This is a genomic window from Klebsiella sp. MISC125 (genome assembly GCF_051131775.1).
Taxonomy (GTDB): Bacteria; Pseudomonadota; Gammaproteobacteria; order Enterobacterales; family Enterobacteriaceae; genus Klebsiella.
Genome location: NZ_CP180448.1, coordinates 5,984,583 through 6,010,461, shown reverse-complemented (window position 1 = coordinate 6,010,461; position 25,879 = coordinate 5,984,583). Strand labels below are relative to the sequence as shown.

Genomic DNA, 25,879 nt, shown 5'->3' with positions numbered 1-25,879 from the left:
CACCTAATCGAAGAGAATCGATGTGAAAGTACTAACCGTATTTGGCACGAGACCAGAAGCCATCAAGATGGCGCCTCTGGTACATGCGCTGGCAAGGGATCCTCATTTTGAGGCGAAAGTTTGCGTGACCGCGCAGCATCGGGAGATGCTCGATCAGGTGTTGAAACTTTTTTCTATTGTTCCGGATTATGACCTCAACATAATGCAGCCGGGTCAGGGGTTGACGGAGATTACCTGCCGCATCCTTGAGGGGTTAAAGCCGGTGCTGGAGTCATTCAAACCGGACGTCGTGCTGGTGCATGGCGACACTACCACCACGATGGCGGCGAGCCTGGCGGCTTTCTATCAACGTATCCCGGTGGGTCATGTCGAAGCAGGGTTACGCACGGGCGATTTGAATTCGCCGTGGCCGGAAGAGGGGAACCGCACGTTAACCGGACGGTTGGCGACGTACCATTTTGCGCCGACGGAAACCTCGCGACAGAACCTGCTGCAGGAGAACATTGCGGATGCTCAAATTACGGTCACGGGTAACACGGTGATTGATGCGTTGTTCTGGGTACGCGATCGCGTGTTGAGCAACGAAGCGTTAAGCAGTGAACTGACCGAGCGCTATTCCTTCCTTGGCAATGGCAAGAAGATGATCCTGGTTACCGGGCATCGTCGGGAGAGCTTCGGTCGCGGTTTTGAGCAAATCTGCCATGCGCTGGCGGAAATTGCTGCTAATAACCCGGACGTACAAATTGTTTACCCGGTTCATCTGAACCCGAACGTCAGCGAACCGGTTAACCGCATTCTCGGCCATGTTGATAACGTCATGCTGATTGAGCCGCAGGACTATCTGCCGTTTGTCTGGTTGATGAATCGCGCATGGCTGATTCTCACAGACTCCGGCGGTATTCAGGAGGAAGCGCCGTCGCTTGGCAAGCCGGTGCTGGTGATGCGTGAAATGACTGAGCGCCCGGAAGCCGTCAGTGCTGGCACCGTGCGCCTGGTGGGTACTGACAGCCAGCGCATCGTCGATGAGGTCACGCGCTTACTGCAAGATGAGTCCGCGTATCAAGCCATGAGCCGGGCGCATAACCCGTACGGCGATGGACAAGCGTGTCATCGTATTTTGTCCGCACTTAAAAATAATCAGGTAACGCTATGAGCTTTTCTACCATTTCGGTAATTGGCCTTGGGTATATTGGCCTGCCAACTGCAGCCGCCTTCGCCTCCCGGCAAAAGCGGGTGGTCGGCGTTGATATCAATCAACATGCCGTGGAGACCATTAACCGTGGTGAAATTCATATCGTGGAGCCGGATCTGGCGAGTGTCGTCAAAACGGCGGTCGAGCAGGGTTATCTGAGCGCCACCACCGCGCCGGTGGAAGCCGACGCTTACCTGATTGCGGTACCGACGCCGTTTAAAGACCTGCATGAGCCAGATATGGTTTTCGTTGAATCGGCGGCCAAATCTATCGCGCCGACGCTGAAGAAAGGCTCGCTGGTGATCCTCGAATCCACTTCCCCTGTCGGCTCAACCGAGCAAATGGCAGGCTGGCTGGCGGAAATACGCCCAGATCTGAGCTTCCCGCAGCAGGTCGGCGAAGCGGCGGATGTGAATATCGCCTACTGCCCGGAGCGCGTACTGCCGGGACAGGTCATGGTTGAGCTGATTAAGAACGATCGCGTGATCGGTGGAATGTCCCCGATTTGCTCCGCCCGCGCCAGCGAGCTGTATAAAATTTTCCTCGAAGGGGAATGCGTGGTGACCAACTCGCGCACCGCCGAGATGTGCAAGCTGACCGAAAACAGCTTCCGCGACGTCAATATTGCGTTTGCCAATGAACTCTCGCTGATTTGCGCCGATCAGGGGATTAACGTCTGGGAACTGATTCGCCTGGCGAATCGCCATCCGCGCGTCAATATTCTCCAGCCCGGTCCGGGCGTTGGCGGCCACTGCATCGCGGTCGACCCGTGGTTTATCGTGGCGCAGAACCCGCAGCAGGCGCGGCTTATCCGCACCGCGCGCGAGGTGAACGACCATAAACCAGAATGGGTGATCGACCAGGTTAAAGCGCGGGTTGCCGACTGCCTTGCGGCCAGCAATAAGCGCGCCAGCGAGCTGAAAATCGCCTGCTTCGGCCTCGCATTTAAACCCAATATCGATGACCTGCGTGAAAGTCCGGCTATGGCGATTGCCGCGCAAATCGCCCGCTGGCATGGCGGCGAGACGTTGGTTGTTGAACCGAATATTCATCAATTGCCGCAGAAACTCGACGGTCTGTGCACTCTGGCGCAACTGGACGATGCGCTGGCGAACGCCGATGTGCTGGTGATGTTGGTCGATCATAATGAGTTTAAAGCAATTAGCGGAGATAGCGTCAGCCAGCAGTTTATCGTCGATACCAAAGGGGTCTGGCGGTGAGAACGATTCTGGTCACCGGCGGAGCCGGGTTTATCGGTTCGGCGGTGGTACGCGAAATTATCACTGAGACCGCCGATAACGTGGTGGTCGTTGATAAGCTGACCTACGCCGGGAATCTGATGTCGCTGGCACCTGTTGCTCAGGATGCTCGCTTTGCCTTTGAGCAGGTGGATATCTGCGATCGAGCGGAGCTGGATCGCGTATTTAGCCATCATCAGCCCGATATCGTGATGCACCTGGCCGCCGAAAGCCACGTTGACCGCTCAATCGATGGTCCAGCGGCGTTTATTGAAACCAATATCGTCGGTACCTATACGCTGCTGGAAGCGACGCGGGCTTACTGGAATGGGCTCAAGGATGACCAAAAATCGGCCTTTCGCTTCCACCACATCTCGACGGATGAGGTCTATGGCGACTTGCATGATAGCAATGCCTTTTTTATCGAAACCACGCCTTATGCGCCAAGCAGCCCCTATTCGGCGTCGAAGGCCAGCAGCGACCATCTGGTGCGCGCATGGCAGCGCACCTATGGCCTGCCGACGCTGGTCACCAACTGTTCGAATAACTACGGCCCCTATCATTTCCCGGAAAAACTCATTCCGCTGACCATCCTCAATGCGCTGGCTGGCAAGCCGCTGCCGGTTTACGGCAACGGGCAGCAGATTCGCGACTGGCTGTATGTGGAAGATCACGCCAGGGCGCTGTATCGGGTGGCGACGAGCGGTGAGCCGGGCGAAACTTACAATATCGGCGGCCATAACGAACGGAAGAATATCGAGGTGGTGGAAACCATTTGCGATCTGCTGGAGGAGCTAGCGCCGCACAAACCGAATGGCCTGGGGCGCTATCGCGATCTCATCACCTTCGTTGCTGACCGTCCTGGACACGATCTGCGTTATGCCATCGATGCGACGAAAATTGAGCGTGAGCTGGGCTGGACGCCGGACGAAACGTTTACCAGCGGGATGCGCAAAACCGTTCAGTGGTACCTGGCCAATGAAGCCTGGTGGCAGCAGGTGCTGGATGGCAGTTATCAAGGCGAACGCCTGGGGCTGCAAGCCTGAGTGCTTGAGGGGGAAAAATGAAAGGTATTATCCTGGCAGGCGGTTCTGGTACCCGCCTGCATCCGATCACGCGCGGCGTCTCAAAGCAGCTGCTACCCATCTACGACAAGCCGATGATCTACTACCCGCTCTCGGTGCTGATGCTGGCCGGGATCCGCGAAGTCTTGATTATCACCACGCCGGATGACCAGCGCGATTTTCAGCGCCTGCTTGGCGATGGTTCGGAGTTCGGCGTGCAGTTAAGCTATGCCGCCCAGCCTAGCCCGGACGGATTAGCGCAGGCGTTTATCATCGGCGAGGAGTTCCTCAACGGCGAACCCTCATGCCTGGTGCTGGGCGACAACATCTTTTTCGGTCAGGGTTTTAGTCCGAAGCTGCGCAGCGTAGCGGGCCGCACAACCGGGGCGACGGTGTTCGGCTATCAGGTCATGGATCCTGAACGCTTTGGCGTGGTGGAGTTTGATGACGATTTTCGCGCAATCTCGCTGGAAGAGAAGCCAAAGCAGCCCAAATCCAACTGGGCGGTGACCGGTCTCTATTTCTACGACGGCAAAGTGACGGAGTACGCGAAAAAGGTTAAACCCTCGGCGCGCGGCGAACTGGAGATTACCTCCATCAATCAAATGTACCTCGACGATGGCGCATTGACAGTGGAGTTACTGGGCCGTGGTTTTGCCTGGCTGGATACCGGCACGCACGACAGCCTGATTGAAGCCAGCATGTTTGTACAAACCGTTGAAAAACGCCAGGGTTTCAAAATTGCCTGTCTGGAGGAGATCGCCTGGCGTAACGGTTGGCTGGACGACGACGGCGTCAAACGTGCGGCGAAGCAACTGGAAAAAACCGGCTACGGCCAATATTTACTGGATCTTCTCCGTGCCCGCCCGCGCCAGTATTGATCCCCTGGCGTGGGAAAACCGCTTCTTTGGCGTCAACAGCGCTATTTTGCGTTTTGGCACTGACGCGCCGCTGCTGACCGCGCAAGCGTTGTCCGGATGGTCGCGGGTGCAGGCGAAAGTCGCGGCGGATGATACCGCCCGCCTGGATGCGCTGCAGGCATTAGGCTTTCGGCTGGTGGAGGGGGAGGTCGATCTTGCGCTTGCGCTGACTGCCTCTGATGATGTCGGAGCTGAGCTGGCGACAGAGGCGGATATTCCCCGGCTGCGCGAGCTGGCGGCGCTGGCCTTTGCTCAGAGCCGTTTTCGCGCCCCCTGGTATGCTGCCGATGCCAGCGGTCGTTTCTACGCCCAGTGGATTGAAAACGCGGTGCGGGGGACTTTCGATCACCAGTGCCTGATTTTTCGCGCGCCCGATGGCGATATCCGCGCGTTTGTCTCTCTGCGCCAGCTCAACGAAGGCGAGGCAAGGATTGGCCTGTTAGCCGGACGCGGAGCCGGAGCGGAACTGATGCAGGCGGCACGGCACTGGGCCGCGCTGCGTGAACTGACTACATTGCGGGTGGCGACCCAGATGGGCAACACCGCCGCGCTTAAACGTTACATTCTTAGCGGTGCGAATGTGGAAAGCGCCGCGTACTGGTTATACAGGTGAAATGATGATTCCATTTAACGCGCCGCCGGTGGTGGGAACCGAACTTGATTATATGCAGTCCGCAATGGGCAGCGGCAAGCTGTGCGGCGATGGCGGTTTTACCCGCCGCTGCCAGCAGTGGATGGAGCAGCGCTTCGGCACGGTAAAAGCGTTGTTGACGCCGTCCTGCACGGCCTCATTAGAGATGGCCGCGCTGCTGCTGGATATCCAGCCGGGCGATGAAGTGATTATGCCGAGCTACACCTTCGTCTCCACCGCCAACGCCTTCGTGCTGCGCGGAGCGAAAATCGTCTTTGTCGATATTCGTCGCGATACCATGAATATCGATGAAACGCTGATTGAAGCGGCAATCACCGAAAAAACCCGGGCGATTGTGCCGGTCCACTATGCGGGCGTGGCCTGCGAGATGGACACTATTATGGCCATCGCCAACAAACACGACCTGTTTGTGGTGGAAGATGCCGCCCAGGGCGTGATGTCGACTTACAAAGGCCGGGCGCTCGGCACCATCGGTCATATTGGCTGCTTCAGCTTCCATGAAACCAAAAACTACACCGCGGGCGGTGAAGGCGGCGCGACGCTGATTAACGATCGTAAGCTGGTGGAGCGTGCGGAGATCATTCGCGAAAAAGGCACCAACCGCAGCCAGTTCTTCCGTGGTCTGGTGGATAAATACACCTGGCGCGATATTGGCTCCAGCTACCTGATGTCCGATCTACAGGCGGCCTATCTATGGGCACAGCTGGAAGCGGCGGAGCGTATTAACCAGCAGCGCCTGACGCTATGGCAGAGCTACTATGACGCGCTGTTGCCGCTGGCGCGCGCCGGTCGCATTGACCTGCCGACTATCCCGGCTGATTGCGGGCAAAACGCGCACATGTTTTATATCAAGCTGCGCGATATTGACGATCGCAGCAAGCTGATCGCCTGGCTGAAAGAAGCGGAGATTCTGGCAGTGTTCCACTATATTCCACTGCATAGCTGCCCGGCGGGGGAGAACTTCGGCGTGTTCCACGGTGCGGATCGTTATACCACCCAGGAGAGCGAGCGCCTGCTGCGCCTGCCGTTGTTCTACAATTTGTCGGCGGTAAACCAGCGTACAGTGATTAACTCGCTGCTGAGCTATTTCTCCTGATATGTCGCTGGCTAAAGCTTCTCTGTGGACAGCCGCGTCCACGTTGGTCAAAATCGGGGCGGGACTGCTGGTAGTTAAACTGCTGGCGGTATCGTTCGGCCCGGCAGGGGTGGGTCAGGCGGGTAACTTCCGCCAACTGGTGACCGTACTTGGCGTGTTGGCTGGCGCCGGGATCTTTAACGGCGTGACTAAGCTGGTGGCTCAGCATCATGACGATCGTCAGCAGCTGAATAAAGTCGTTGGTACCTCTTCGGCGATGGTGCTCGGTTTTTCAACTCTGCTGGCACTGATTTTTCTGCTGGCGGCTGCGCCGATAAGCCAGGGACTATTTGGTCATCAGCAATACCAAAACATGGTCCGCCTGGTGGCGCTAGTGCAGATGGGAATTGCCTGGGCGAACTTCCTGTTAGCGCTGATGAAAGGTTTTCGCGATGCGGCGGGCAACGCGCTATCGCTGATCGCCGGGAGCCTGATTGGCGTGGCGGCATACTATGCCTGCTACCGTTTCGGTGGCTATCAGGGCGCATTGCTCGGCCTGGCGCTGGTGCCTGCTCTGGTGGTGGTTCCGGCGGCTATCGTGCTGTGGCGGCGCGGTAATATCCCGCTGAGTGCGCTGCGTCCGCGCTGGGACAATGGCCTGGCGGGACAGCTGTCGAAGTTTACCCTGATGGCGCTGATCACCTCGGTGACGCTGCCAGTCGCCTACGTGATGATGCGTAACCTGCTGGCGGCCCATTATGGCTGGGAGGCGGTGGGGATCTGGCAAGGCGTCAGCAGCATTTCCGACGCCTATTTGCAGTTTATTACCGCTTCGTTTAGCGTGTACCTGCTGCCTACGCTCTCTCGCCTGACTGCCAAAGCGGACATTACCCGCGAGATTGGCAAATCGCTGAAATTTGTCCTCCCGGCGGTAGCGGCCGCGAGCTTAACCGTGTGGTTGCTGCGCGACTTCGCCATCTGGCTACTTTTTTCTGACCGCTTTACGGCGATGCGCGATCTCTTCGCCTGGCAACTGGTGGGAGATGTGCTGAAGGTTGGGGCGTATGTTTATGGCTATCTGGTGATCGCCAAGGCCTCGCTGCGTTTTTATATTCTGACGGAAATCAGCCAGTTCACGCTGTTGACCGCATTCTCGCACTGGCTTATCCCGGCGCACGGCGCAATCGGCGCGGCGCAGGCGTATATGGCTACTTATATTGTTTATTTCGCTCTCTGTAGCGGCGTGTTTTTACTTTGGCGTAAACGGGTATGACAGCACTGATACATGTATTGGGATCGGATATCCCTCACCATAACCAGACCGTTCTGCGGTTCTTTAATGACGAGCTGGCCGTCGATGACGAGCAGGCTCGTACGTTTATGGTCGTCGGTGATGCGACAGGAATTCGCGAAGCGTATCCCGCGCTATCCATCACCTGCTTTGCAGGGAAAAAGTCGCTGGCACAGGCGGTTATTGCGCTGGCAAAGGCCAACCGGCAGCAGCGCTTTTTCTTTCATGGCCAGTTCAATACCGGGCTGTGGCTGGCGTTGCTCAGCGGTGGGATCCGCCCGGCGCAGTTTAACTGGCATATCTGGGGCGCGGATCTGTATGAGAATTCCGCCAGCCTGAAGTTTCGCCTGTTTTATCCGCTACGGCGTATGGCGCAGGGGCGAGTAGGGCGAGTATTTGCCACCCGAGGCGACCTGAGCTGGTTTGCTGCGTGTCATGCGCGCGTGCCCGGTGAATTGCTTTACTTCCCGACCCGTATGGACCCGGCGCTGAATTCTCTGGCGGATAGCGCCCCGCGCGGCGAGACGCTGACTATTCTGGTGGGCAATTCCGGCGATCGCAGCAATGAACATATTGCGGCGCTGCGCGCGATTCACCAGCAGTTTGGCGATACGGTCAACGTTGTCGTGCCGATGGGCTATCCGGCCAATAATAGCGACTACATCAACGAAGTCCGCGAGGCCGGCGCGGTGCTGTTTAGCCCGCAGCATCTTCAGGTGCTGGGTGACAAGCTGGCGTTCGATGATTACCTTGCCCTGCTGCGCCGCTGCGATCTCGGCTACTTCCTGTTTGCCCGCCAGCAGGGTATCGGTACGCTGTGCCTGCTGATTCAGGCGGGGATCCCCTGCGTACTGAATCGGGATAACCCATTCTGGCAGGATATGTCAGAGCAGCATATTCCGGTACTCTTTACCGGCGATACGCTGGATGTGGGCGTTGTACGTGAAGCGCAGCGGCAACTGGCCAGTGTGGATAAAAATCAGATTGCCTTCTTTCGTCCAAATTACCTGGCGGGCTGGCAACGAGCGTTGCGGATTGCCGCGGGGGAGGGCGCATGACATTAATGCAATTTAGCGGGCTGCTGATGGTCTGGCTGCTGTCGACGCTATTTATCGCCACCGCGACTTACTTTGAATTTCGCCGCGTACGTTTCAACTTCAACGTCTTTTTCTCGTTGCTGTTCTTGCTGACCTTTTTCTTCGGCTTCCCGTTGACCAGCATTCTGGTGTTCCGTTTCGATGTGGCAGTGGCCCCGCCGGAAATTCTGCTGCAAACCCTGCTGGTCGCAGTCTGTTTTTACGCGGTTTACTACGTCACCTATAAAACGCGGTTGCGCCCGGCGACCCAGAGTCATCAGCATCGCCCATTGTTTACCATGAACCGCGTGGAGACCCATCTGACCTGGGTCATTCTGCTGGGCCTGGCCCTGCTTTGCGTCGGGATCTTTTTTGCGCATAACGGCTTCCTGTTATTCCGGCTCAACTCCTATAGCCAGATCTTCTCCAGCGAAGTCTCCGGCGTGGCGCTAAAACGCTTTTTCTACTTTTTCATTCCGGCGATGCTGGTGGTCTATTTTCTGCGTCAGGATTATAAGGCGTGGATTTTTTTCCTCGTCAGCACCGTCGCGTTTGGCCTGCTGACCTACGCTATCGTCGGTGGCACCCGTGCGAACATTATCATCGCTTTTGCCATTTTCCTGTTTATCGGCATTATTCGCGGCTGGATTAGTTTGTGGATGCTGGCGGCGGCGGGCGTGCTGGGTATCGTCGGTATGTTCTGGCTGGCGCTCAAGCGCTATGGCATGAACGTGAGCGGTGACGAGGCGTTTTATACTTTCCTCTATCTGACCCGCGATACCTTCTCGCCGTGGGAAAATCTGGCTTTGCTGCTGCAAAACTACGACAAGATTGAGTTCCAGGGCCTGGCGCCAATCATTCGCGATTTTTACGTCTTTATCCCCAGTTGGTTATGGCACGGTCGTCCGACAATGGTGCTCAATACCGCTAACTATTTCACCTGGGAAGTGCTGAATAACCATTCTGGCCTGGCGATTTCGCCGACTCTGATTGGCTCACTGGTGGTGATGGGCGGCGTCTGGTTTGTACCGCTGGGCGCGGTGGCGGTTGGGCTAATCATTAAATGGTTTGACTGGCTTTACGAGCTTGGCAACCGGGAGACGAACCGCTATAAAGCGGCGATCCTGCACAGTTTTTGTTTCGGCGCTATCTTCAATATGATTGTGCTGGCGCGCGAAGGGCTGGATTCATTCGGCTCCCGCGTGGTTTTTTTCCTTGTTATCTTTGGTCTCTGCTTGCTGGCGGCAAAGCTGCTGTACTGGTTCCTGGATAGCGTAGGACTGATTCATAAGCGGGTTAAACCGCTGACGCAACCTCAAGTCTGATAAGGGTGTACATGACTGGGACTACATCCGCGCCGTTGTATCTGCTGAGAGGCTTGCAACTCATTGGTTGGCGCGATATGCAACACGCTCTGGATTATCTGTACGGCGATGGTGAGCTCCGCAAGGGGACGCTGGTTGCAATTAATGCAGAGAAGATGCTGGCGGTAGAAGACAACCCCGAGGTTCGGGCGCTGATTGAAGCCGCAGAATTTAAATATGCTGATGGCATCAGCGTGGTGCGCTCATTACGTAAAAAATATCCTCAGGCACAGGTATCGCGCGTGGCCGGAGCCGATTTATGGGAAGCGCTGATGGAGCGCGCTGGCGTTCAGGGAACGCCGGTGTTTCTGATTGGCGGCAAGCCGGAAGTGCTGGCGCAAACCGAGCGGCAGCTTCGCCAGCGCTGGAACGTGAATATCGTCGGTAGCCAGGACGGCTATTTCGCCGCAGATCAACGTCAGGCGCTGTTTGAACGCATTCGCGAGAGTGGGGCGAAAATTGTCACCGTGGCGATGGGCTCGCCGCGTCAGGAGATCCTGATGCGCGATTGCCGGAATGTTTATCCGCAGGCGCTGTATATGGGGGTCGGCGGGACCTACGATGTCTTTACTGGTCACGTACAGCGGGCACCAAAATTCTGGCAGGACCTTGGGCTAGAATGGTTTTATCGCCTGGTGTCGCAGCCGAGCCGGATAAAAAGACAGGCCCGACTGCTACGCTATTTACGCTGGCATTACACCGATAAGCTTTGACATTCCACTACGTTCTGGCGAGTTTACCTGGGTATTCTGTGTAATGTATTCACTCGCCTGATACTTTATTTGCCATTTCCATAAAATTCATTAACCATTCGCATGCTTAATACGCGACGGGCAGGTTTTGCCGTTGCTCAGGCAGGGCTTTCCATTTTATTTATTCATAAAAATAACCGGGATATATACACCTTCGTTTGGGGTGCAATAAATCCGGAGCAGGGCAAACACAAGAGGCTATATGACTGAGAAAAAAGCGGAACTTCAGCGTGGGCTGGAGGCGCGGCATATTGAGCTAATCGCCCTTGGCGGCACGATTGGCGTGGGTTTATTTATGGGAGCGGCAAGTACGCTGAAGTGGGCTGGGCCTTCGGTCCTACTGGCGTACATTATCGCGGGATTGTTTGTCTTCTTTATCATGCGCTCGATGGGCGAAATGCTGTTCCTCGAACCGGTAACCGGCTCGTTCGCCGTTTACGCACATCGCTATATGAGTCCGTTTTTCGGCTATCTCACCGCCTGGTCCTACTGGTTTATGTGGATGGCGGTCGGGATATCGGAAATTACCGCAATCGGGGTTTACGTCCAGTTTTGGTTCCCGGATATGGCGCAGTGGATACCGGCGCTGATTGCCGTTGGGCTGGTGGCGCTGGCGAATCTGGCGGCGGTGCGGCTATATGGTGAAATCGAATTCTGGTTCGCGATGATTAAAGTCACCACCATTATCGTGATGATTGTGGTTGGGCTGGGCGTTATTTTCTTTGGCTTTGGCAACGGCGGACACTCCATTGGCTTTGGTAACCTGACCGAGCATGGCGGCTTCTTTGCCGGCGGCTGGAAAGGCTTCCTGACGGCGCTGTGCATTGTGGTCGCCTCCTACCAGGGCGTTGAACTTATCGGTATTACTGCCGGTGAAGCTAAGAACCCGCAGGTCACTCTGCGCAGCGCGGTAGGGAAGGTGCTGTGGCGTATCCTGATTTTCTACGTCGGTGCGATTTTCGTTATCGTGACTATTTTCCCGTGGGATCAGATTGGCTCCAACGGCAGTCCGTTTGTGCTGACCTTTGCCAAAATCGGCATTACCGCGGCGGCGGGAATTATTAACTTTGTGGTGCTGACGGCGGCGCTTTCCGGCTGTAACAGCGGTATGTACAGCTGTGGGCGTATGCTTTATGCGCTGGCAAGAAATCGCCAGTTGCCTGCGGCGATCGCCAAAGTCTCGCGTAATGGCGTGCCGGCGGTGGGTGTTGCGCTGTCGATACTGATTTTGTTAGTTGGTTCTTGCCTGAACTATGTCATCCCTAATCCACAGCGGGTCTTCGTCTATGTCTACAGCGCCAGCGTGCTGCCGGGTATGGTGCCGTGGTTTGTGATTCTGATTAGCCAACTGCGTTTTCGCCTTGTGCATAAAGAAGCGATGGCCAGCCATCCGTTCCGTTCTCTGCTGTTCCCTTGGGCGAACTATTTAACGATGGCGTTCCTTATTTGCGTGCTGATAGGTATGGGATTTAATGACGATACCCGCATGTCGCTCTTCGTCGGGATTATTTTTCTGGCGGCTGTCACGCTCATTTATAAGGTTTTTGGCCTCGGACGACGCGGAAACGTTGATAATGTGGCGGAATAAGCGACAAAATGCACAAAGCATGAGCAAACGGTAATTTTCTTTAAAAAGGCACTAGACAGCGGGGTAGGAAGTCCGTAATATCCGACCCCGCAACGGCGCTAAGCGCCCGTAGCTCAGCTGGATAGAGCGCTGCCCTCCGGAGGCAGAGGTCTCAGGTTCGAATCCTGTCGGGCGCACCATTTACCCGGTGCTGGAGCTGCGGTGGTTTAATACCGCGTAAAAAGATTTGTAGTGGTGGCTATAGCTCAGTTGGTAGAGCCCTGGATTGTGATTCCAGTTGTCGTGGGTTCGAATCCCATTAGCCACCCCATTATTTAGAAAGTTGTGAACATGCGATGGTGGCGGAATTGGTAGACGCGCTAGCTTCAGGTGTTAGTGTTCTTACGGACGTGAGGGTTCAAGTCCCTCCCTTCGCACCACGACTTTATAAAGAATTGAACTAAAAATTCAAAAAAGCAGTACATCGGCGAGTAGCGCAGCTTGGTAGCGCAACTGGTTTGGGACCAGTGGGTCGGAGGTTCGAATCCTCTCTCGCCGACCAATTTTGAACCCCGCTTCGGCGGGGTTTTTTGTTTTCTGAATTTGCCAAAAACTCTCTTATCCCCATGATCTTACTAAAAATATCTCGCTGATTGTGACGCGATTTATTATGCGGAATACTCCCAATTCATTACTCTCATAGATGCAATTTCCGTAGATCCTGTGCGATAATGAACGGGTAGATGCTCATTCCATCTCTTATGTTCGCCTTAGCGCCTCATAAACCCAGGAATGATGCAGAGCCGTTTACGGTGCTTATCGTCCACTGACAGATGTCGCGCAAGCCTCATCAAACACCATGGACACTACGTTGAGTGAAGCACCCAATTTGTTGTCAAACAGACCTGTTTTAACGCCTGCCCTGGTTTCAGAGCAGGCGTTTTTTTATTTGGAAGCGTGAAGCATTTGCAGAAGGGGAGTGCTATCGCCCCCAGTGGAGGCGATAGTGAAGATCGAGCTTACTGCTGTGGATTGTTTTGTAACGTCAGCAGCAGACCGTCGCGGCGCATTGTTGCGGCTTCTTCCGGTTGATTCAGACGATCGAGAGTATCGGCCAGCCACGCGTAATCAAACGCATCCGGACGTTGCTTGAGCGCGGCGCGGAACGCGATGCTGGCTTCCTGCCACTCGCCGTGACGCATTAACGACTGTCCCAGCGTGCTCCACAGCAGCGGGCGGTCACCGACCGTTTTGAGCTGCTGGCGCAGCACCTTCTCCAGTTGCTCTGGGTTATTGGTTTTCAGCCGCGGAATCGGCATCACCAGACGGTCGTCGTAGTGCTTTTTCAGGCCGTCGATAATAATCTGCTGAGCGGTATCATGGTCATCGCTTTCGATAAGGCGATTAGCCATTGCCACCTGTAGTGCCACCTGGCTGCGAGTTTTACGGCTCTGGCTTTTCCACCAGTCGCGCAACCCTTCGCTGCCGCCATCGGCCAGCGCTTTATCCATCAGGCCAATCCACGCCAGCTGTTCCAGCTCAGCGCGATGCTCTTCGTCGCTGACGTTGGCTTTTGCCATTGATGGAATGATATCCAGCAGTGAATTCCAGGCTCCGGTGCGGATATAGGCCTGCTCGGCCAGACGCAGCACTTCTGGATGACGCGGCGTGATTTCCAGCAGTTTGTCGATGCCGTGACGCGCTGCGTGGTTTTCATTGCGCGCCAGCTGCAGACGTACGCGAGTGATTTCGACCGGGATCAGATCGTCACCGGCCAGTTCGGTTGCGCGTTCCAGATGCTGGTTGGCGCGAGCTTCATCACCACGCTGCTGGGCCGCTTCCGCCGCCAGCAGGTAGTTCACAACCGGTTGTTCCGCGTGATCGGCATTTTTTGCCATCAGCTTCTCAACCTGCTGATAATCGCCTTCTGCCAGCTTCAGCAGCGCCTGTTCGGTTTGCTTGCGGGCGCGACGACGTTTACGGCCAACGAACCAGCCGCGGGTATGCGCGCCGGTGCGGAAAATACGCCGCAGCAGCCATTCAATCGCAAACAGGACCACCATGGTGAGGATCAGAATGATCGCTAACCCGGTGACGCTGGTTTCGATATTGTAGTTGTCGGTCTGGATCAGGACGTAGCCCTGATGTCCGGCGATCATCGGTCCAACGATAATTCCAGCGAGCAACAGCGCGAAGAGTAAGAGAATTTTCAACATGCGTTACTCTCCTTGTGGCGCAGGCGTTGGCGCGGGGGCTGCTGGCGTCGGTGCCGGGGCGTTGCTCTGCGGCGCGACGGGCTGCGCCATCAGATTACGGACCCGCGTCTGCATGAGTTTTTCAAGCAGGCCCTGGCTCTGCAGGGTTTCCGGTACGTCCATAGTGATGCTTTGCTGACTGAGCTTATCCACATCCTCAAGGAAGGCTTTGGTAGTGGCATCGTCAGTATCGTAGTAGGCGCGAACCCAGGTGGAGACGTTATCCAGCGCTTGCTTGTAAGTCTCTTCCTGATGGCGCGGAACTGCCTGCGCCGCGACTAGCAGACGTGAGCGAATGTTCTCACGCAGGTAGACATCCTGATTCGGTGCCAGCAACGGCACGGCCGTTTCATCACGACGACGAACGGTAATAAAGCTGTCCATAAAGTTCTGCCAGCTTTTTTGCAGATTCACTCGCCACTCGCTGATGGAACTGGAAAGTTCATCGCTATCGGAATCCATCGGGGAGTCATCATCGTTATTGTCTGCCAGACGCAAATTATCGATTTGATTGGCAAGCTGGTTCACTTTCAGGATGATGCCGTCATAGTCCACCTGACTCACGGCGGAAAGCGAAGCGATATCGTCGGTGATGGCGCGGCGGGCGCTAATCAGGCTCGGGTCGTTCATATCGGCGAGGCTGGCGTCGGCACTTTTCAGCAGCGCGGCGGCGGTCGTCACGTCCTGATCGCTCCACAGCTTGCGTCCGGCCAATTTCACCAGAAAATCAGCCTGCGCCAGCAGCCAGGTTTTGGCGTCGCTACCGGAGATAATGGCAACTTTTTCCTGTACCTCTTCAAGCTTCTTCGTTAGCGAATCTTGTTGGCGCTGGGCTTCCGTCAACTGGTCGGCTTGCTGCTTAATAATGCCTTCGAGTTCGCTTTTTTGGCTTTCCTGCGCTTTTTGCAGCGTGGCGATCTGGCTGGATAGCTCGGCGCTGGTTTCGCTCTGACGGGTTGCCTGAGTTTTCGTGAGGCCGTAAAGGCCTACGCCAGCGGCGAGGGCGATAGCAATCGCTATTGCGCTCAGGGCGAGACTGGTTTTACTGCCGCCGTTTTTCTTTTCTACATTATTCTTTTCTGGCTGTGGTGTCTTTTCCACGGCCTCCCTGGTCTCTTCAACCACGGCGGATTGATTCTGTTGTTCCGTCATTATGGCTTCCAATGTTGAGAGTTATTGTAATGCGCGTAGCAGCGCATCGTTGTCGGCGCTATCGGCAACCTGGATATCCTGCCAGCCCAATTCCCTGGCTTGTTCGGCCAGACGTTCACTGACAACTAAAATGCGACAGCTCAGGAGCCAATGTTCGCGGTACCACTGCGGTATTAGCGTCCAAAGCTGCTGCAGCATCTCACCGCTGGTAACGACCAGCGTTGAAACTCCGCGATTCTGCCAGCGCATTGCTTCTTCTGCGCCATCATAGTGCCTTGCACTACGTTGATAACATTCACAAAAAGTGACATCCGCGCCGCGTTCACGGAGCGTTTCACCGAGTAATTCTCGCCCACCATTGCCGCGCAGAATGAGGGCTTTTTTCCCCGCAATGTTTTGTAATTCAGGTAATTGTAGCAAGACTTCACTGATTTCCCGATCTAACGGATAGCGAATATCATGATTGCTGACTTTGTGCAGGGCTAGCGCAGTGGTGCGACCAATTGCAAAATAATCAGGTGCAGAGGGCCAGCGCAGGCCCTGTTGTTGCAGGCGGGCGTGGGCAAACTCTACAGCATGCTGCGATAGTGCGAAGAGTAAATCGCCTTCCGTCAACCTTGCCAACTGGTCGCTCAGTGTGGGGAGCTGACGACCGGGGGTAAACTCAATGAGCGGAAAGCTCCAGGCCACACGTCCCTGCGCGCGCAGGCGACTGACCAGCTCTTCGCCTTGCGGCAGAGGACGGGTGACCAGAATGCTCATCGAGGCGCAACTCCTGCATATACAGCGGCGAGAATGTCGCGAGCGCCGTTATCCAGCAGTTCTTCAGCGAGGGAGACGCCGAGGGTTTCGGCATCTTCCGCACGACCGCGCCGTTCGCCGCGAACCATCCGCGAGCCATCCGGCGCACCGACCAGCGCGCGTAACCAGAGTTCGCCGTTGATAAGCTCAGCATAACTGCCGATTGGGACCTGACAGCCGCCTTCAAGACGGGTGTTCATCGCCCGTTCGGCGCGTACGCGTATGGCCGTTTCCGTATGATTCAGTGGGGCCAGCAGCGCTTTAGTCCACTCATCGTCAAGACGGCATTCGATACCGACCGCGCCCTGACCCACTGCGGGCAGGGATTGCTCTGGTGACAGCGGCTGGCGAATCCGTTCTTCCAGCTTCAGGCGCTTAAGTCCCGCCGCCGCAAGAATAATGGCGTCATACTCACCGCTGTCCAGTTTACCCAGGCGCGTGCCGACGTTACCGCGCAGAGAGCGGATCACCAGATCCGGACGATCGGCGGCCAGCTGGCACTGACGGCGTAAACTTGACGTGCCAACAATGCTGCCGTGCGGCAGTTCATCAATGGACGCATAGTGATTTGAGACAAACGCATCGCGCGGGTCTTCACGTTCGCAAATGGTGACCAGCCCCAGTCCCTCGGGAAATTCCACCGGGACATCTTTCATGGAATGGACGGCAATATCGGCGCGACCGTCCAGCATGGCCAGTTCTAATTCTTTGACAAACAGGCCCTTGCCACCCACTTTTGCAAGGGGAGTATCAAGGATCACGTCGCCGCGGGTGACCATTGGCACCAGTTCGACCGAGAGCTGCGGATGGCAGGACTCCAGGCGTTCTTTCACATAATGTGCCTGCCATAGCGCAAGCGGGCTTTGCCGTGTGGCAATTCTCAAAACTTTGTCTAACATGCTTGTTACCGTCATTGTCGACCACTAACCATCCTAACATTGTTGTCTTAGGGATGTTAGTTTTGTGGGGAAAGGGTCTCGGCCTTCTTTTTTAGCCTTTCATGCGCCAGCCGATTACCGCAAACGTAGTGAAGAATTTACACGTAGTAAACGATGCTACACTTGTATGTAGCGCATCTTTCTTTACGGTCAATGAGCAAGGTGTTAGATTGATCACGTTTTAAACCATTTGTCAGTCAGCAGTTCATCACAACCACACCGACGACGAATGGTGACGGTTTTTGTTGAAATACTGAAATCCTCCGTACTATTGTACGTCGGGTTTTTGAACATCAGGCGATATGTCTTGTACCTCTATATTGAGACACTGAAACAGAGACTGGATGCCATCAACCAATTGCGCGTAGATCGCGCCCTTGCTGCTATGGGACCCGCTTTCCAGCAGGTTTACAGTCTACTGCCGACATTACTACATTATCATCACCCGTTGATGCCGGGTTACCTTGACGGTAACGTTCCCCGAGGCATTTGCCTCTACACGCCTGATGAAACCCAACGCCACTACCTTGACGAGCTTGAACTGCACCGTGGAATGCTGACGCAGGAGCCGCCGAAAGGCGAACTGCCGATCACCGGCCTTTACTCCATGGGCAGTACTTCATCCGTCGGTCAAAGCTGCTCTTCCGATCTCGACATCTGGGTTTGTCACCAGGCCTGGCTGGATACCGATGAGCGTCAACTGTTACAGCGTAAATGCAGCCTGCTGGAAAGCTGGGCGGCATCGCTGGGCGTTGAAGTTAGCTTCTTCCTGATTGATGAAAACCGCTTCCGTCATAATGAAAGCGGTAGCCTCGGCGGCGAAGACTGCGGTTCAACCCAACATATCCTGCTGCTGGATGAGTTTTACCGTACCGCCGTGCGTCTCGCCGGGAAACGTATTCTGTGGAATATGGTGCCGTGCGATGAAGAAGAGCATTACGATGATTACGTGATGTCGCTGTACTCGCAGGGGGTCCTGACGCCGAACGAATGGCTGGATCTCGGCGGCCTGAGCTCGCTGTCGGCGGAAGAGTACTTTGGCGCTAGCCTGTGGCAGCTCTACAAAAGTATCGACTCGCCGTATAAAGCGGTGCTTAAAACGCTGCTGCTGGAAGCTTATTCCTGGGAATATCCCAACAACCGCCTGCTGGCGAAAGATATCAAACAGCGCCTGCATGACGGCGAGATTGTCTCGTTTGGGCTCGATCCGTACTGCATGATGCTGGAGCGAGTAACCCTCTATCTGCAAGCCATTGAAGACGAAACGCGCCTTGACCTGGTGCGCCGATGTTTCTATTTAAAAGTCTGCGAAAAGCTGAGCCGCGAGCGCGCCTGCGTCGGCTGGCGTCGTGAAGTGGTTAGCCATCTGGTGAAAGAGTGGGGCTGGGATGAAAAGCGTCTGATGATGCTCGACAACCGGGCCAACTGGAAGATTGACGAAGTCCGTAAAGCGCACAACGAGCTGCTTGATGCGATGATGCAAAGCTATCGTAACCTGATTCGCTTTGCGCGCCGCAATAACCTGAGCGTTTCCGCCAGTCCGCAGGATATTGGCGTGCTGACGCGTAAGCTGTACGCCGCATTTGAAGCGCTGCCGGGGAAAGTCACCCTGGTAAACCCGCAAATTTCACCGGACCTGTCTGAACCGAATCTGACCTTTATCCACGTGCCGCCGGGCCGTGCCAACCGCACCGGTTGGTATGTCTATAACCGCGCGCCGGATATGGAATCGATCATTAGCCATCAGCCGCTGGAATATAACCGTTATCTTAATAAGCTGGTGGCCTGGGCCTGGTTTAACGGCCTGCTGACGTCACGAACTCGCCTGTTTATTAAGGGCAACGGCATTGTCGATCTGGCTAAATTGCAGGAGATGGTGGCCGATGTGTCGCACCACTTCCCGCTGCGCCTGCCTTCCCCAACGCCGAAAGCGCTGTACAGCCCTTGCGAAATTCGCCATCTGGCGATCATCGTTAACCTGGAATATGACCCGACGGCGGCCTTCCGCAATCAGGTGGTGCATTTCGACTTCCGCAAGCTGGATGTTTTCAGCTTTGGCGAAGAGCAAAAATGCTTGATTGGCAGCGTTGATCTGCTGTATCGCAACTCGTGGAACGAAGTGCGTACGCTGCACTTCAACGGCGAGCAGGCGATGATCGAAGCGCTGAAAACCATTCTTGGTAAAATGCATCAGGATGCCGCGCCGCCGGACAGCGTGGAAGTGTTCTGCTATAGCCAGCATCTGCGCGGGTTAATCCGCACTCGCGTGCAGCAACTGGTTTCCGAATGCGTCGAGCTGCGCCTCTCCAGCACCCGCCAGGATACCGGTCGCTTTAAAGCGCTGCGCGTTTCCGGGCAGACCTGGGGACTGTTCTTCGAACGTCTTAACGTCTCAGTGCAGAAGCTGGAAAACGCCATTGAGTTCTACGGTGCGATTTCGCATAACAAACTGCACGGCCTGTCGGTACAGGTGGAAACCAATCATGTCAGGCTGCCGCAGGTGGTGGATGGCTTTGCCAGCGAAGGGATTATTCAGTTCTTCTTTGAAGATGCGGATAACGATAACGGTTTTAACATCTATATCCTTGATGAGAGCAACCGCGCTGAGGTGTATCACCACTGCGAAGGCAGTAAAGAGGAGCTGGTGCGCGACGTCAGCCGCTTCTACTCGTCATCCCATGACCGCTTTACCTACGGTTCGAGCTTTATCAACTTTAACTTGCCGCAGTTCTATCAGATTGTTGATGTCGATGGCCGCGAACAGGTGATTCCCTTCCGCAGCCAGGTGATTGCCGCTGCGACCCTTGCTGCAGGTGAGGATTCCGCGACATCATCGATGTTGCAGCACTACTCTTAACCTGCCGCGTAGACCTGCCATTCGGCACGGGTTAATTTCCCATGGGCCCGGGCTACGAGTACGTGCGGTATCGTGTAGCCCGGACAGATGCGTTAGCATCGCCTCCGGGGAAAATTGAAGCTTGCCGCCTTAACGAAAACTCACTTCTTCACCGGCCTGATTCGTTGCCGCCTGTTCCAGTAGATCCCAGAAGGTTTCGCCGCTGCGGTCGCAAATCCACTCATCGCCTTTTAGGTCGAAATGATAGCCGCCTTGCTTGGTTGCCAGCCACACCTGATGCAGCGGCTCCTGACGGTTAATAATGATTTTGCTGCCATTTTCAAAACTGATGGTCAGCACGCCGCCGTTGATTTCACAGTCGATATCGCTGTCGCCGTCCCAGTCATCCAGACGTTCTTCGATGGTCATCCACAAGGTATCGGCCAGGCGATGGAATTCACTGTCGTTCATGGTTCAGTTCCGCTTTTTTTTGATAGTGGCGGCAGTATAGCGCAATCTACGATGACTTCGGCAGGTCACGCAGGCGGATAAACAGGAACAAAGTCACGATCGCCATCGCCAGTAGCCCATAGCGCGTGCTCTGCATTCGGCTCTGCTGATAATGACTCAGGATGTTCATCAGATCGCTGGAGGCCAGGTTTTGCGTTTGTATAAACTGATGAAAAGCGCGATCGCTTATCCAGGGAATGAAGTTGAGATGCTCAACGATTTGCCGGGCGGGCAGGCTGATGGCCAGGTCGTGCTGTACCTGGTATTTCATCAGGAAGGTTAACACGGTCAGCATAACGGTACTGATCAGCGCCATTCCCAACGCTTGCCCGATATCACGCGAAGCCGCCTGAACGCCACCTGACTGCTCGGCGTGATGATTTCCCGCGCCCGTAGTGACCAGTATCGGGGCATTGGCCGCGATTGTCCCCATTCCCGCGCCTATCAAACACAGCCCCAACGCCATAAGCGCAGGGGTAAACCCGGTTACGTGCAGCGCCACGGCGGCAATAAGAGCGCCGGACATCCCCGCAATCAGCCCCATTTGGCACTGACGACGCGGGTTTCGCTGCTGGATAAACAGCGGCAGTCCCAGAGAACAGGCGGCGAGGCAAATCGCAAAAGGGAGTATCAGCAACCCGGTTTCCATTGCCGATACGTTTTTGACGATTTGCGCAAAACTCACTACGGTGAAAATAGCGGAGCTGTAGGCAAAAAATATCCAGCCTGTGAGATATAGCCCATGACGCACCAGGCGAGTTTTCAAGAAAACGGAGGGAAGGAGCGCGTGGCCCGTTTTAGCTTCAAAATAGCGCTCCCAGCGCAGCATGATTAAAAGCACGATAAGACCGCAGAGCGTGACGAAAGGGGCGGGGCTCAGGCCGAGAACGCTTACTGAGGCATCAAAGGGCATAATCAGCCCCCAAACCGGGATGCGCAGAATACCGAAAATCGTCAGGAATAACCCCAGGGTGCCTAACAGAAATCCCGGCGTATCGAATGGGATCGACGTCCGTTTCTTATCGGCGCTGGGGATGACGGTGGAGCAGAGTAAAATAAGCAGCGCCAGCAGACCAAGCGAGGCAAACGCCACGCGCCAGCCGACGTGATCGAGTAAATATCCGCATAATATTGGCCCGCAGGCGAATGAAATACCGCTGGAGGCACCCAGCGCGCCAAATGCGGTGACGCGTTGTCGCTGTTGATAAAGTGAGGAGATCAGGCCGAAAACGGCAGGGATCATCAGGCTGCCGCCAATCCCGGCCGTCAAACGCGCACCCCAGGTAAAGACGGTGATAGACGGTGAGAAAAATGCGCCAGCCTCAGCAAGGATAAAAATCAGGCACCCGATACGGAACAGCATTCGCCAACCCCAGATGCACCCCAACATGCCTCCTGCGACCATAAACGTGCCCGCAATAAGCGGGTACATCGTATTTGCGGTACTGATTTGTCCCAGCGTGGCGTGCAGGTCGCTCATCAGTGCCTGAGTGGCAATGCTGAGCGTGACGTTATCGGCAGAGGCCAGAAACTGTGCGCAGCACAGGACAATCAGGGGTAACCAGCTTGTCTTCGTGGGGTTATCGACCACAGGGGATTTCCTTGTTGATAGAAACGACAAAACGCGCCCTTCCTTGCGGGGGGCGCGTTGTTGCTAGTTATTTTCAGGTCTTAAATCAGGTTCTGGACTTTTTCGCACGTGGTTCTTCTCCTGCGACGTCATCGGAACCTTTGGCGCGAACGGGCAGATTCCGCGTTCCGAATAAAAACAGTAGCGTCATCACAGCGGTGGCCATCATGCCCGCCCGCGTGGCTTTCAGGCGCGCGGTTTTATACACCTGATTGAGTTCAGTGACATCTTTTTGCTTAACACCCTGATCCAGCATCAGCTTAGTAAAACCGCTGTCGCTGAGGTAAGGGATCACGGACATATTCGCCACCTTCTGCTGTGTATCCTGGCTTAGCGATGTGTCGTTGCTTGCCATTCCCTGTACCGTCATGGTGATCGCCGTCAGCATCACCATACCGCAGACCGCAACGCCGATGGCCTGGCCTACGTTACGCGATGTTGCCTGTACGCCACCGGACTGTTGTGCATCTCGTGCTGGCAGAGCGCTGGTTACAATATAGCTGGAGTAGGCGGAAACGATGCCCATGCTGACGCCTATCAGACACATCCCTACCGGCACGATCATGCTGAAATCAGATGGACCGAAGCCGAAGATACACAGGACGGAACCGAGTGTACCGATCAGCAACGCGCTCTGGCACATCCGCTTTGGATTGGCGTTTTTCCACACAATCGGCAGACCCAGCGAACACACCACCACGCCCAGCGCAAACGGCAGGATCATCAGGCCGGTTTCGATACCGTTCAGCCCGGCGACAACCTGCACAAAGCTCACGGTAACGAAAATGCCGGAACCATAGGCAAGGAAGATAAATGCGGTCAGATAGAGGCCGTTACGCACCTGCGGCGTGGTAAGGAACGACAGCGGGATCAGCGCGCTGCCGGTCGTGGCTTCACGATGGCGCTCCCATTTCAGCATAATCGCCAGCACGATCAGGCCAAACAGCACCAGGAACGGCGCCGGGCTCATGCCCATAATCGTGAACGGTGCGTTAAACGGCGTGAACAGACCCCAGCTCGATACTTTCAGGAAACCGAGGATCACGCTGAACAGGCCGATAACGGTCAGAACCACGCCCGGCAGATCGAACACTACTTTACGCTCCGGTTTCGCAGGCGTCGGGACCAGAAATGAGCCGCTGAAGATGACGATGCACAGGCAGGCAATGGCGGCAAAGGCCGCGCGCCAGCCGAGATGGTCAACCAGCAGGCCGCAAATCAACGGCCCGGCGGCGAAGGAGACCCCGCTTGCCGCACCGATGGCACCAAAGGCGATAGCCTGCTGACGACCCTGATAGTTACTGGCGATAAGCCCCAACACGGACGGGATCATAAAGCTCCCGCCAATACCGGAAAGCAGGCGAGCGCCGTAGGTGAAGACGATCATATTCGGTGAGAAATAGGCGGTCAGCTCGGCAAGGAACAGCAGCGCGCAGCCGATGCGGAAGGTTTTTTTCCAGCCAACGATAAGCCCGGCCATACCGGCGGCGACCATCAGGGAACCTGCGGCCAGTGAGTACATGGCGTTGGCGATGCTGATAAGATCCATCGAGGCGTGAAGGTCTTTCACCAGCGCGCCGGTAGCGATGCTCAGGGTGGCGTTATCGCCGGATGTCGATAGCTGGGCGAGACACAGCACCAGCAGCGGCAGCCACTTCATGGCGGTGTCAGCGGAGGCATTATGCGATGCTCCCGCAGAGTAATTAACGGATTTCTTTGTCATAACTGTGTTCTGTGGTTAATTTCAGGCAATAGCTATCCACCCAACGCTGGCGCCGGGTGGATAAAGCTCGCAAAAGGTTTACTGGATTGGCTGTTTCTTACCGCCCAGCACGGTGCCCCATACCTTCACATCTTTAAGCTGGACCGGCTCGATGGCCTGCGGATCGTCTTCCAGCACCGTGAAGTCGGCGTATTTGCCGCATTCGATGCTGCCGATCAGATGATCCATTTTCATGGTCCACGCTGCGCCCAGAGTCATGGCGTACAGGGCTTGATCAACGGAGATTTTCTCCGCTTCGCCCAGGACGCGTCCGGAAGCGGTGAGGCGGTTAACTGCGCACCAGCCGGTGAACAGCGGGTTGATAGGCGTGATACCGCAGTCGCTGTGGAAAGCGAAAGGAATACCGTGACGTACCGCGCTGCCGCAGGCATCCATGCGCATCGCGCGCTCTGGGCCCATGGTTTTGCTGTAGTGCTGATCGCCCCAGTAATAGACGTGATTGCTGAAGAAATTCACGCACATACCGATCTCTTTAATGCGCTTGAACTGATCTTCACGCAGCATCTGCGCGTGCTGCATCACTGCGCGGTGGTTAACTGCCGGAATGCGGTTCAGGGTCTTCTCAACAGCTTTAATAAACGCTTCCGAAGCCTCGTCGCCGTTACAGTGGCAGTGAACCTGGTAGCCGCGGGACATAATGTCGTAGACCTGCTGCTCCACCTCTTCCGGGGTGGCGTTCCACGCGCCGTTATGGCCATCCAGATAATAGAACGGTTCCAGCATACGTCCGGACCCGCCCTGGATAGAGCCGTCGAGGAAGATTTTCATCGGGCCGAAATGCATTTTTTCGTGACCGTGGCGCATCACGTCCGGGGCGAAATCCAGCGCTTGCTGGAAGGGTTTCTTCACGAACGGAGGACCGTAGGCTACCAGCAAGCGAATCGGGAAATCCTCTTCGCGGGTCATGCGGATGTAGTTGGTCATCAGCTCAGGATTGCTGAAATCGGTCAGACCCATATCCGCCGCGCTGGTACAGCCCGCGCGAAACGCTTCCTGGCCGAAATTGGCGATGGCGATTTCGGTGGTCAGCTCGTCCCAGAAACCATATTTATTTAGAATCGGCCCCATGGCGGCAAATTCCACCAGCTCGCCGTGCAGTGTACCGTCTTCGTTTTTCACCACACCTTCAATCTGGCAGTCGTCAAAAATCCCGCAATCGTGCAGCGCGGCGGTGTTGGCGCCCATCAGGTGGATGCTCATATGGATAACGGCGACCGGACGGGTAGTGGAGACGCGGTCCAGATGCTCGCGGCCCAGCTTCTCGCTGCCGAAATAAATCGGGTCAACGCCCCAGGCGATCAGCGGCGCGTGCGGGTCGGTCATCGTGCGCTCAACGGCCTGCAACGCGCTGACGACGTCATCAAAAGAACGGCAACCCTGCCAGATTTTACCCGTATGGTCCGGGCGGTCGTAATATCCGACGTAAGGGAACTGCCACATGCCGCCGCCGGTGACGTGTGAATGGGCTTCAATCAGGCCAGGCATCAGCACTTTGTCGGCAAAAGTGTTGTCCAGTTGGTATTCGCCAAAACCGGTGAGTTCTTCAAGCGTGCCGGTGCCTAAAATACGGTCGCCGCGCACCGCCACATGGGTGGTTTCCGGGCGATTCGGGCACATCGTAATGATTTTCTTCGCGGCAAAAATCGTGATTGCTGATGCTGACATAGTAGGCTCAATCATTCTGGGTTCTGAGAGTGATGAAAGACGTGCTTTCATCATGAGTATTAATACATCTATGCTAATTGTCATATTGGATGTATAACAGGGCCAAAAACCCACGATA

Annotated in this window: 20 protein-coding genes and 4 tRNA genes; 16 read left to right on the top strand and 8 right to left on the bottom strand. The window is 55.6% G+C overall.

Features of this window, described 5'->3' with window-relative positions:
* Positions 1-22: 22 nt before the first annotated feature.
* From wecB to ACMYSL_RS28055, 15 genes are all read left to right on the top strand, one after another.
* The gene (gene wecB / locus ACMYSL_RS28125) at positions 23-1,153 is read left to right on the top strand and encodes a non-hydrolyzing UDP-N-acetylglucosamine 2-epimerase (RefSeq protein ID WP_112216131.1); all 1,131 of its coding nucleotides are present in this window, start codon (positions 23-25) and stop codon (positions 1,151-1,153) included.
* On the top strand, positions 1,150-2,412 hold the full coding sequence (gene wecC, locus ACMYSL_RS28120) for a UDP-N-acetyl-D-mannosamine dehydrogenase (RefSeq protein WP_434660837.1): 1,263 nt from the start codon (positions 1,150-1,152) through the stop codon (positions 2,410-2,412). Before wecB ends, wecC begins: the two co-directional genes overlap by 4 nt.
* Complete coding sequence (rffG, locus tag ACMYSL_RS28115; protein ID WP_434660836.1) at positions 2,409-3,476, top strand: dTDP-glucose 4,6-dehydratase; 1,068 nt, start codon at positions 2,409-2,411, stop codon at positions 3,474-3,476. Before wecC ends, rffG begins: the two co-directional genes overlap by 4 nt.
* Positions 3,477-3,493: 17 nt before the next feature.
* On the top strand, positions 3,494-4,375 hold the full coding sequence (gene rfbA, locus ACMYSL_RS28110; protein WP_182235549.1) for a glucose-1-phosphate thymidylyltransferase RfbA: 882 nt from the start codon (positions 3,494-3,496) through the stop codon (positions 4,373-4,375).
* Positions 4,353-5,027 carry a dTDP-4-amino-4,6-dideoxy-D-galactose acyltransferase gene (rffC, locus tag ACMYSL_RS28105; RefSeq protein WP_434660834.1) on the top strand — a complete coding sequence of 225 codons (675 nt, stop codon included), beginning with the start codon at positions 4,353-4,355 and terminating at the stop codon, positions 5,025-5,027. Before rfbA ends, rffC begins: the two co-directional genes overlap by 23 nt.
* Positions 5,028-5,031: 4 nt before the next feature.
* A complete protein-coding gene (gene rffA / locus ACMYSL_RS28100; protein WP_110276883.1) occupies positions 5,032-6,162 on the top strand; it encodes a dTDP-4-amino-4,6-dideoxygalactose transaminase in 1,131 nt (376 codons plus the stop codon).
* A 1-nt stretch (position 6,163) separates the two neighbouring features.
* On the top strand, positions 6,164-7,414 hold the full coding sequence (wzxE, locus tag ACMYSL_RS28095; RefSeq protein ID WP_304254969.1) for a lipid III flippase WzxE: 1,251 nt from the start codon (positions 6,164-6,166) through the stop codon (positions 7,412-7,414).
* Positions 7,411-8,490 (top strand): TDP-N-acetylfucosamine:lipid II N-acetylfucosaminyltransferase, encoded by a 1,080-nt coding sequence (locus ACMYSL_RS28090; protein WP_434660832.1) that lies wholly within the window; start codon positions 7,411-7,413, stop codon positions 8,488-8,490. Before wzxE ends, ACMYSL_RS28090 begins: the two co-directional genes overlap by 4 nt.
* Positions 8,487-9,833 carry an ECA oligosaccharide polymerase gene (gene wzyE / locus ACMYSL_RS28085; protein ID WP_434660830.1) on the top strand — a complete coding sequence of 449 codons (1,347 nt, stop codon included), beginning with the start codon at positions 8,487-8,489 and terminating at the stop codon, positions 9,831-9,833. The genes ACMYSL_RS28090 and wzyE overlap by 4 nt, the downstream gene beginning before the upstream one ends.
* An 11-nt stretch (positions 9,834-9,844) precedes the next feature.
* Positions 9,845-10,585, top strand: a complete 741-nt coding sequence (gene wecG, locus ACMYSL_RS28080; protein WP_181484160.1) for a lipopolysaccharide N-acetylmannosaminouronosyltransferase — start codon at positions 9,845-9,847, stop codon at positions 10,583-10,585.
* A 241-nt stretch (positions 10,586-10,826) separates the two neighbouring features.
* Positions 10,827-12,212: a bifunctional threonine/serine APC transporter ThrP gene (thrP, locus tag ACMYSL_RS28075; RefSeq protein WP_182235555.1), complete on the top strand. Its 1,386-nt coding sequence runs from the start codon at positions 10,827-10,829 to the stop codon at positions 12,210-12,212.
* Between the two features lie 102 nt (positions 12,213-12,314).
* Positions 12,315-12,391, top strand: a tRNA-Arg gene (locus ACMYSL_RS28070).
* Between the two features lie 55 nt (positions 12,392-12,446).
* Positions 12,447-12,522 (top strand) — tRNA-His (locus ACMYSL_RS28065).
* Between the two features lie 22 nt (positions 12,523-12,544).
* Positions 12,545-12,631 (top strand) — tRNA-Leu (locus ACMYSL_RS28060).
* Between the two features lie 45 nt (positions 12,632-12,676).
* A tRNA-Pro gene (locus ACMYSL_RS28055) sits at positions 12,677-12,753 on the top strand.
* A gap of 457 nt (positions 12,754-13,210) precedes the next feature.
* Here the strand turns inward: ACMYSL_RS28055 and hemY are convergent.
* Genes hemY through hemC form a run of 4 tightly spaced genes read right to left on the bottom strand, consistent with a single transcriptional unit; the run spans position 13,211 to position 17,298 of the window.
* Entirely contained in the window at positions 13,211-14,407 is a 1,197-nt protein-coding gene (hemY, locus tag ACMYSL_RS28050) for a protoheme IX biogenesis protein HemY (protein ID WP_182235556.1), read from the bottom strand.
* 3 nt (positions 14,408-14,410) lie between these two features.
* A complete protein-coding gene (gene hemX, locus ACMYSL_RS28045) occupies positions 14,411-15,598 on the bottom strand; it encodes a uroporphyrinogen-III C-methyltransferase (RefSeq protein ID WP_304254979.1) in 1,188 nt (395 codons plus the stop codon).
* A 21-nt stretch (positions 15,599-15,619) separates the two neighbouring features.
* On the bottom strand, positions 15,620-16,360 hold the full coding sequence (gene hemD / locus ACMYSL_RS28040) for a uroporphyrinogen-III synthase (protein WP_434660827.1): 741 nt from the start codon (positions 16,358-16,360) through the stop codon (positions 15,620-15,622).
* Positions 16,357-17,298, bottom strand: a complete 942-nt coding sequence (hemC, locus tag ACMYSL_RS28035; protein WP_434660826.1) for a hydroxymethylbilane synthase — start codon at positions 17,296-17,298, stop codon at positions 16,357-16,359. The genes hemD and hemC overlap by 4 nt, the downstream gene beginning before the upstream one ends.
* A gap of 346 nt (positions 17,299-17,644) precedes the next feature.
* On the opposite strand from hemC, the gene cyaA reads away from it, so the two are divergent.
* Positions 17,645-20,194, top strand: coding sequence for a class I adenylate cyclase (gene cyaA / locus ACMYSL_RS28030; RefSeq protein WP_110276873.1), 2,550 nt, complete (start codon positions 17,645-17,647; stop codon positions 20,192-20,194).
* A 129-nt stretch (positions 20,195-20,323) separates the two neighbouring features.
* Here cyaA and cyaY read toward each other — a convergent pair whose 3' ends face one another.
* The 4 genes from cyaY to ACMYSL_RS28010 form a co-directional block, all read right to left on the bottom strand.
* A complete protein-coding gene (gene cyaY / locus ACMYSL_RS28025) occupies positions 20,324-20,644 on the bottom strand; it encodes an iron donor protein CyaY (RefSeq protein WP_182235560.1) in 321 nt (106 codons plus the stop codon).
* 46 nt (positions 20,645-20,690) lie between these two features.
* On the bottom strand, positions 20,691-22,274 hold the full coding sequence (locus tag ACMYSL_RS28020; RefSeq protein WP_434660824.1) for an MFS transporter: 1,584 nt from the start codon (positions 22,272-22,274) through the stop codon (positions 20,691-20,693).
* A gap of 85 nt (positions 22,275-22,359) precedes the next feature.
* Positions 22,360-24,036, bottom strand: coding sequence for an MFS transporter (locus ACMYSL_RS28015; protein ID WP_434660823.1), 1,677 nt, complete (start codon positions 24,034-24,036; stop codon positions 22,360-22,362).
* Positions 24,037-24,114: 78 nt separating this feature from the next.
* Positions 24,115-25,761 (bottom strand): amidohydrolase, encoded by a 1,647-nt coding sequence (locus ACMYSL_RS28010; RefSeq protein ID WP_434660821.1) that lies wholly within the window; start codon positions 25,759-25,761, stop codon positions 24,115-24,117.
* Positions 25,762-25,879 lie beyond the last annotated feature (118 nt).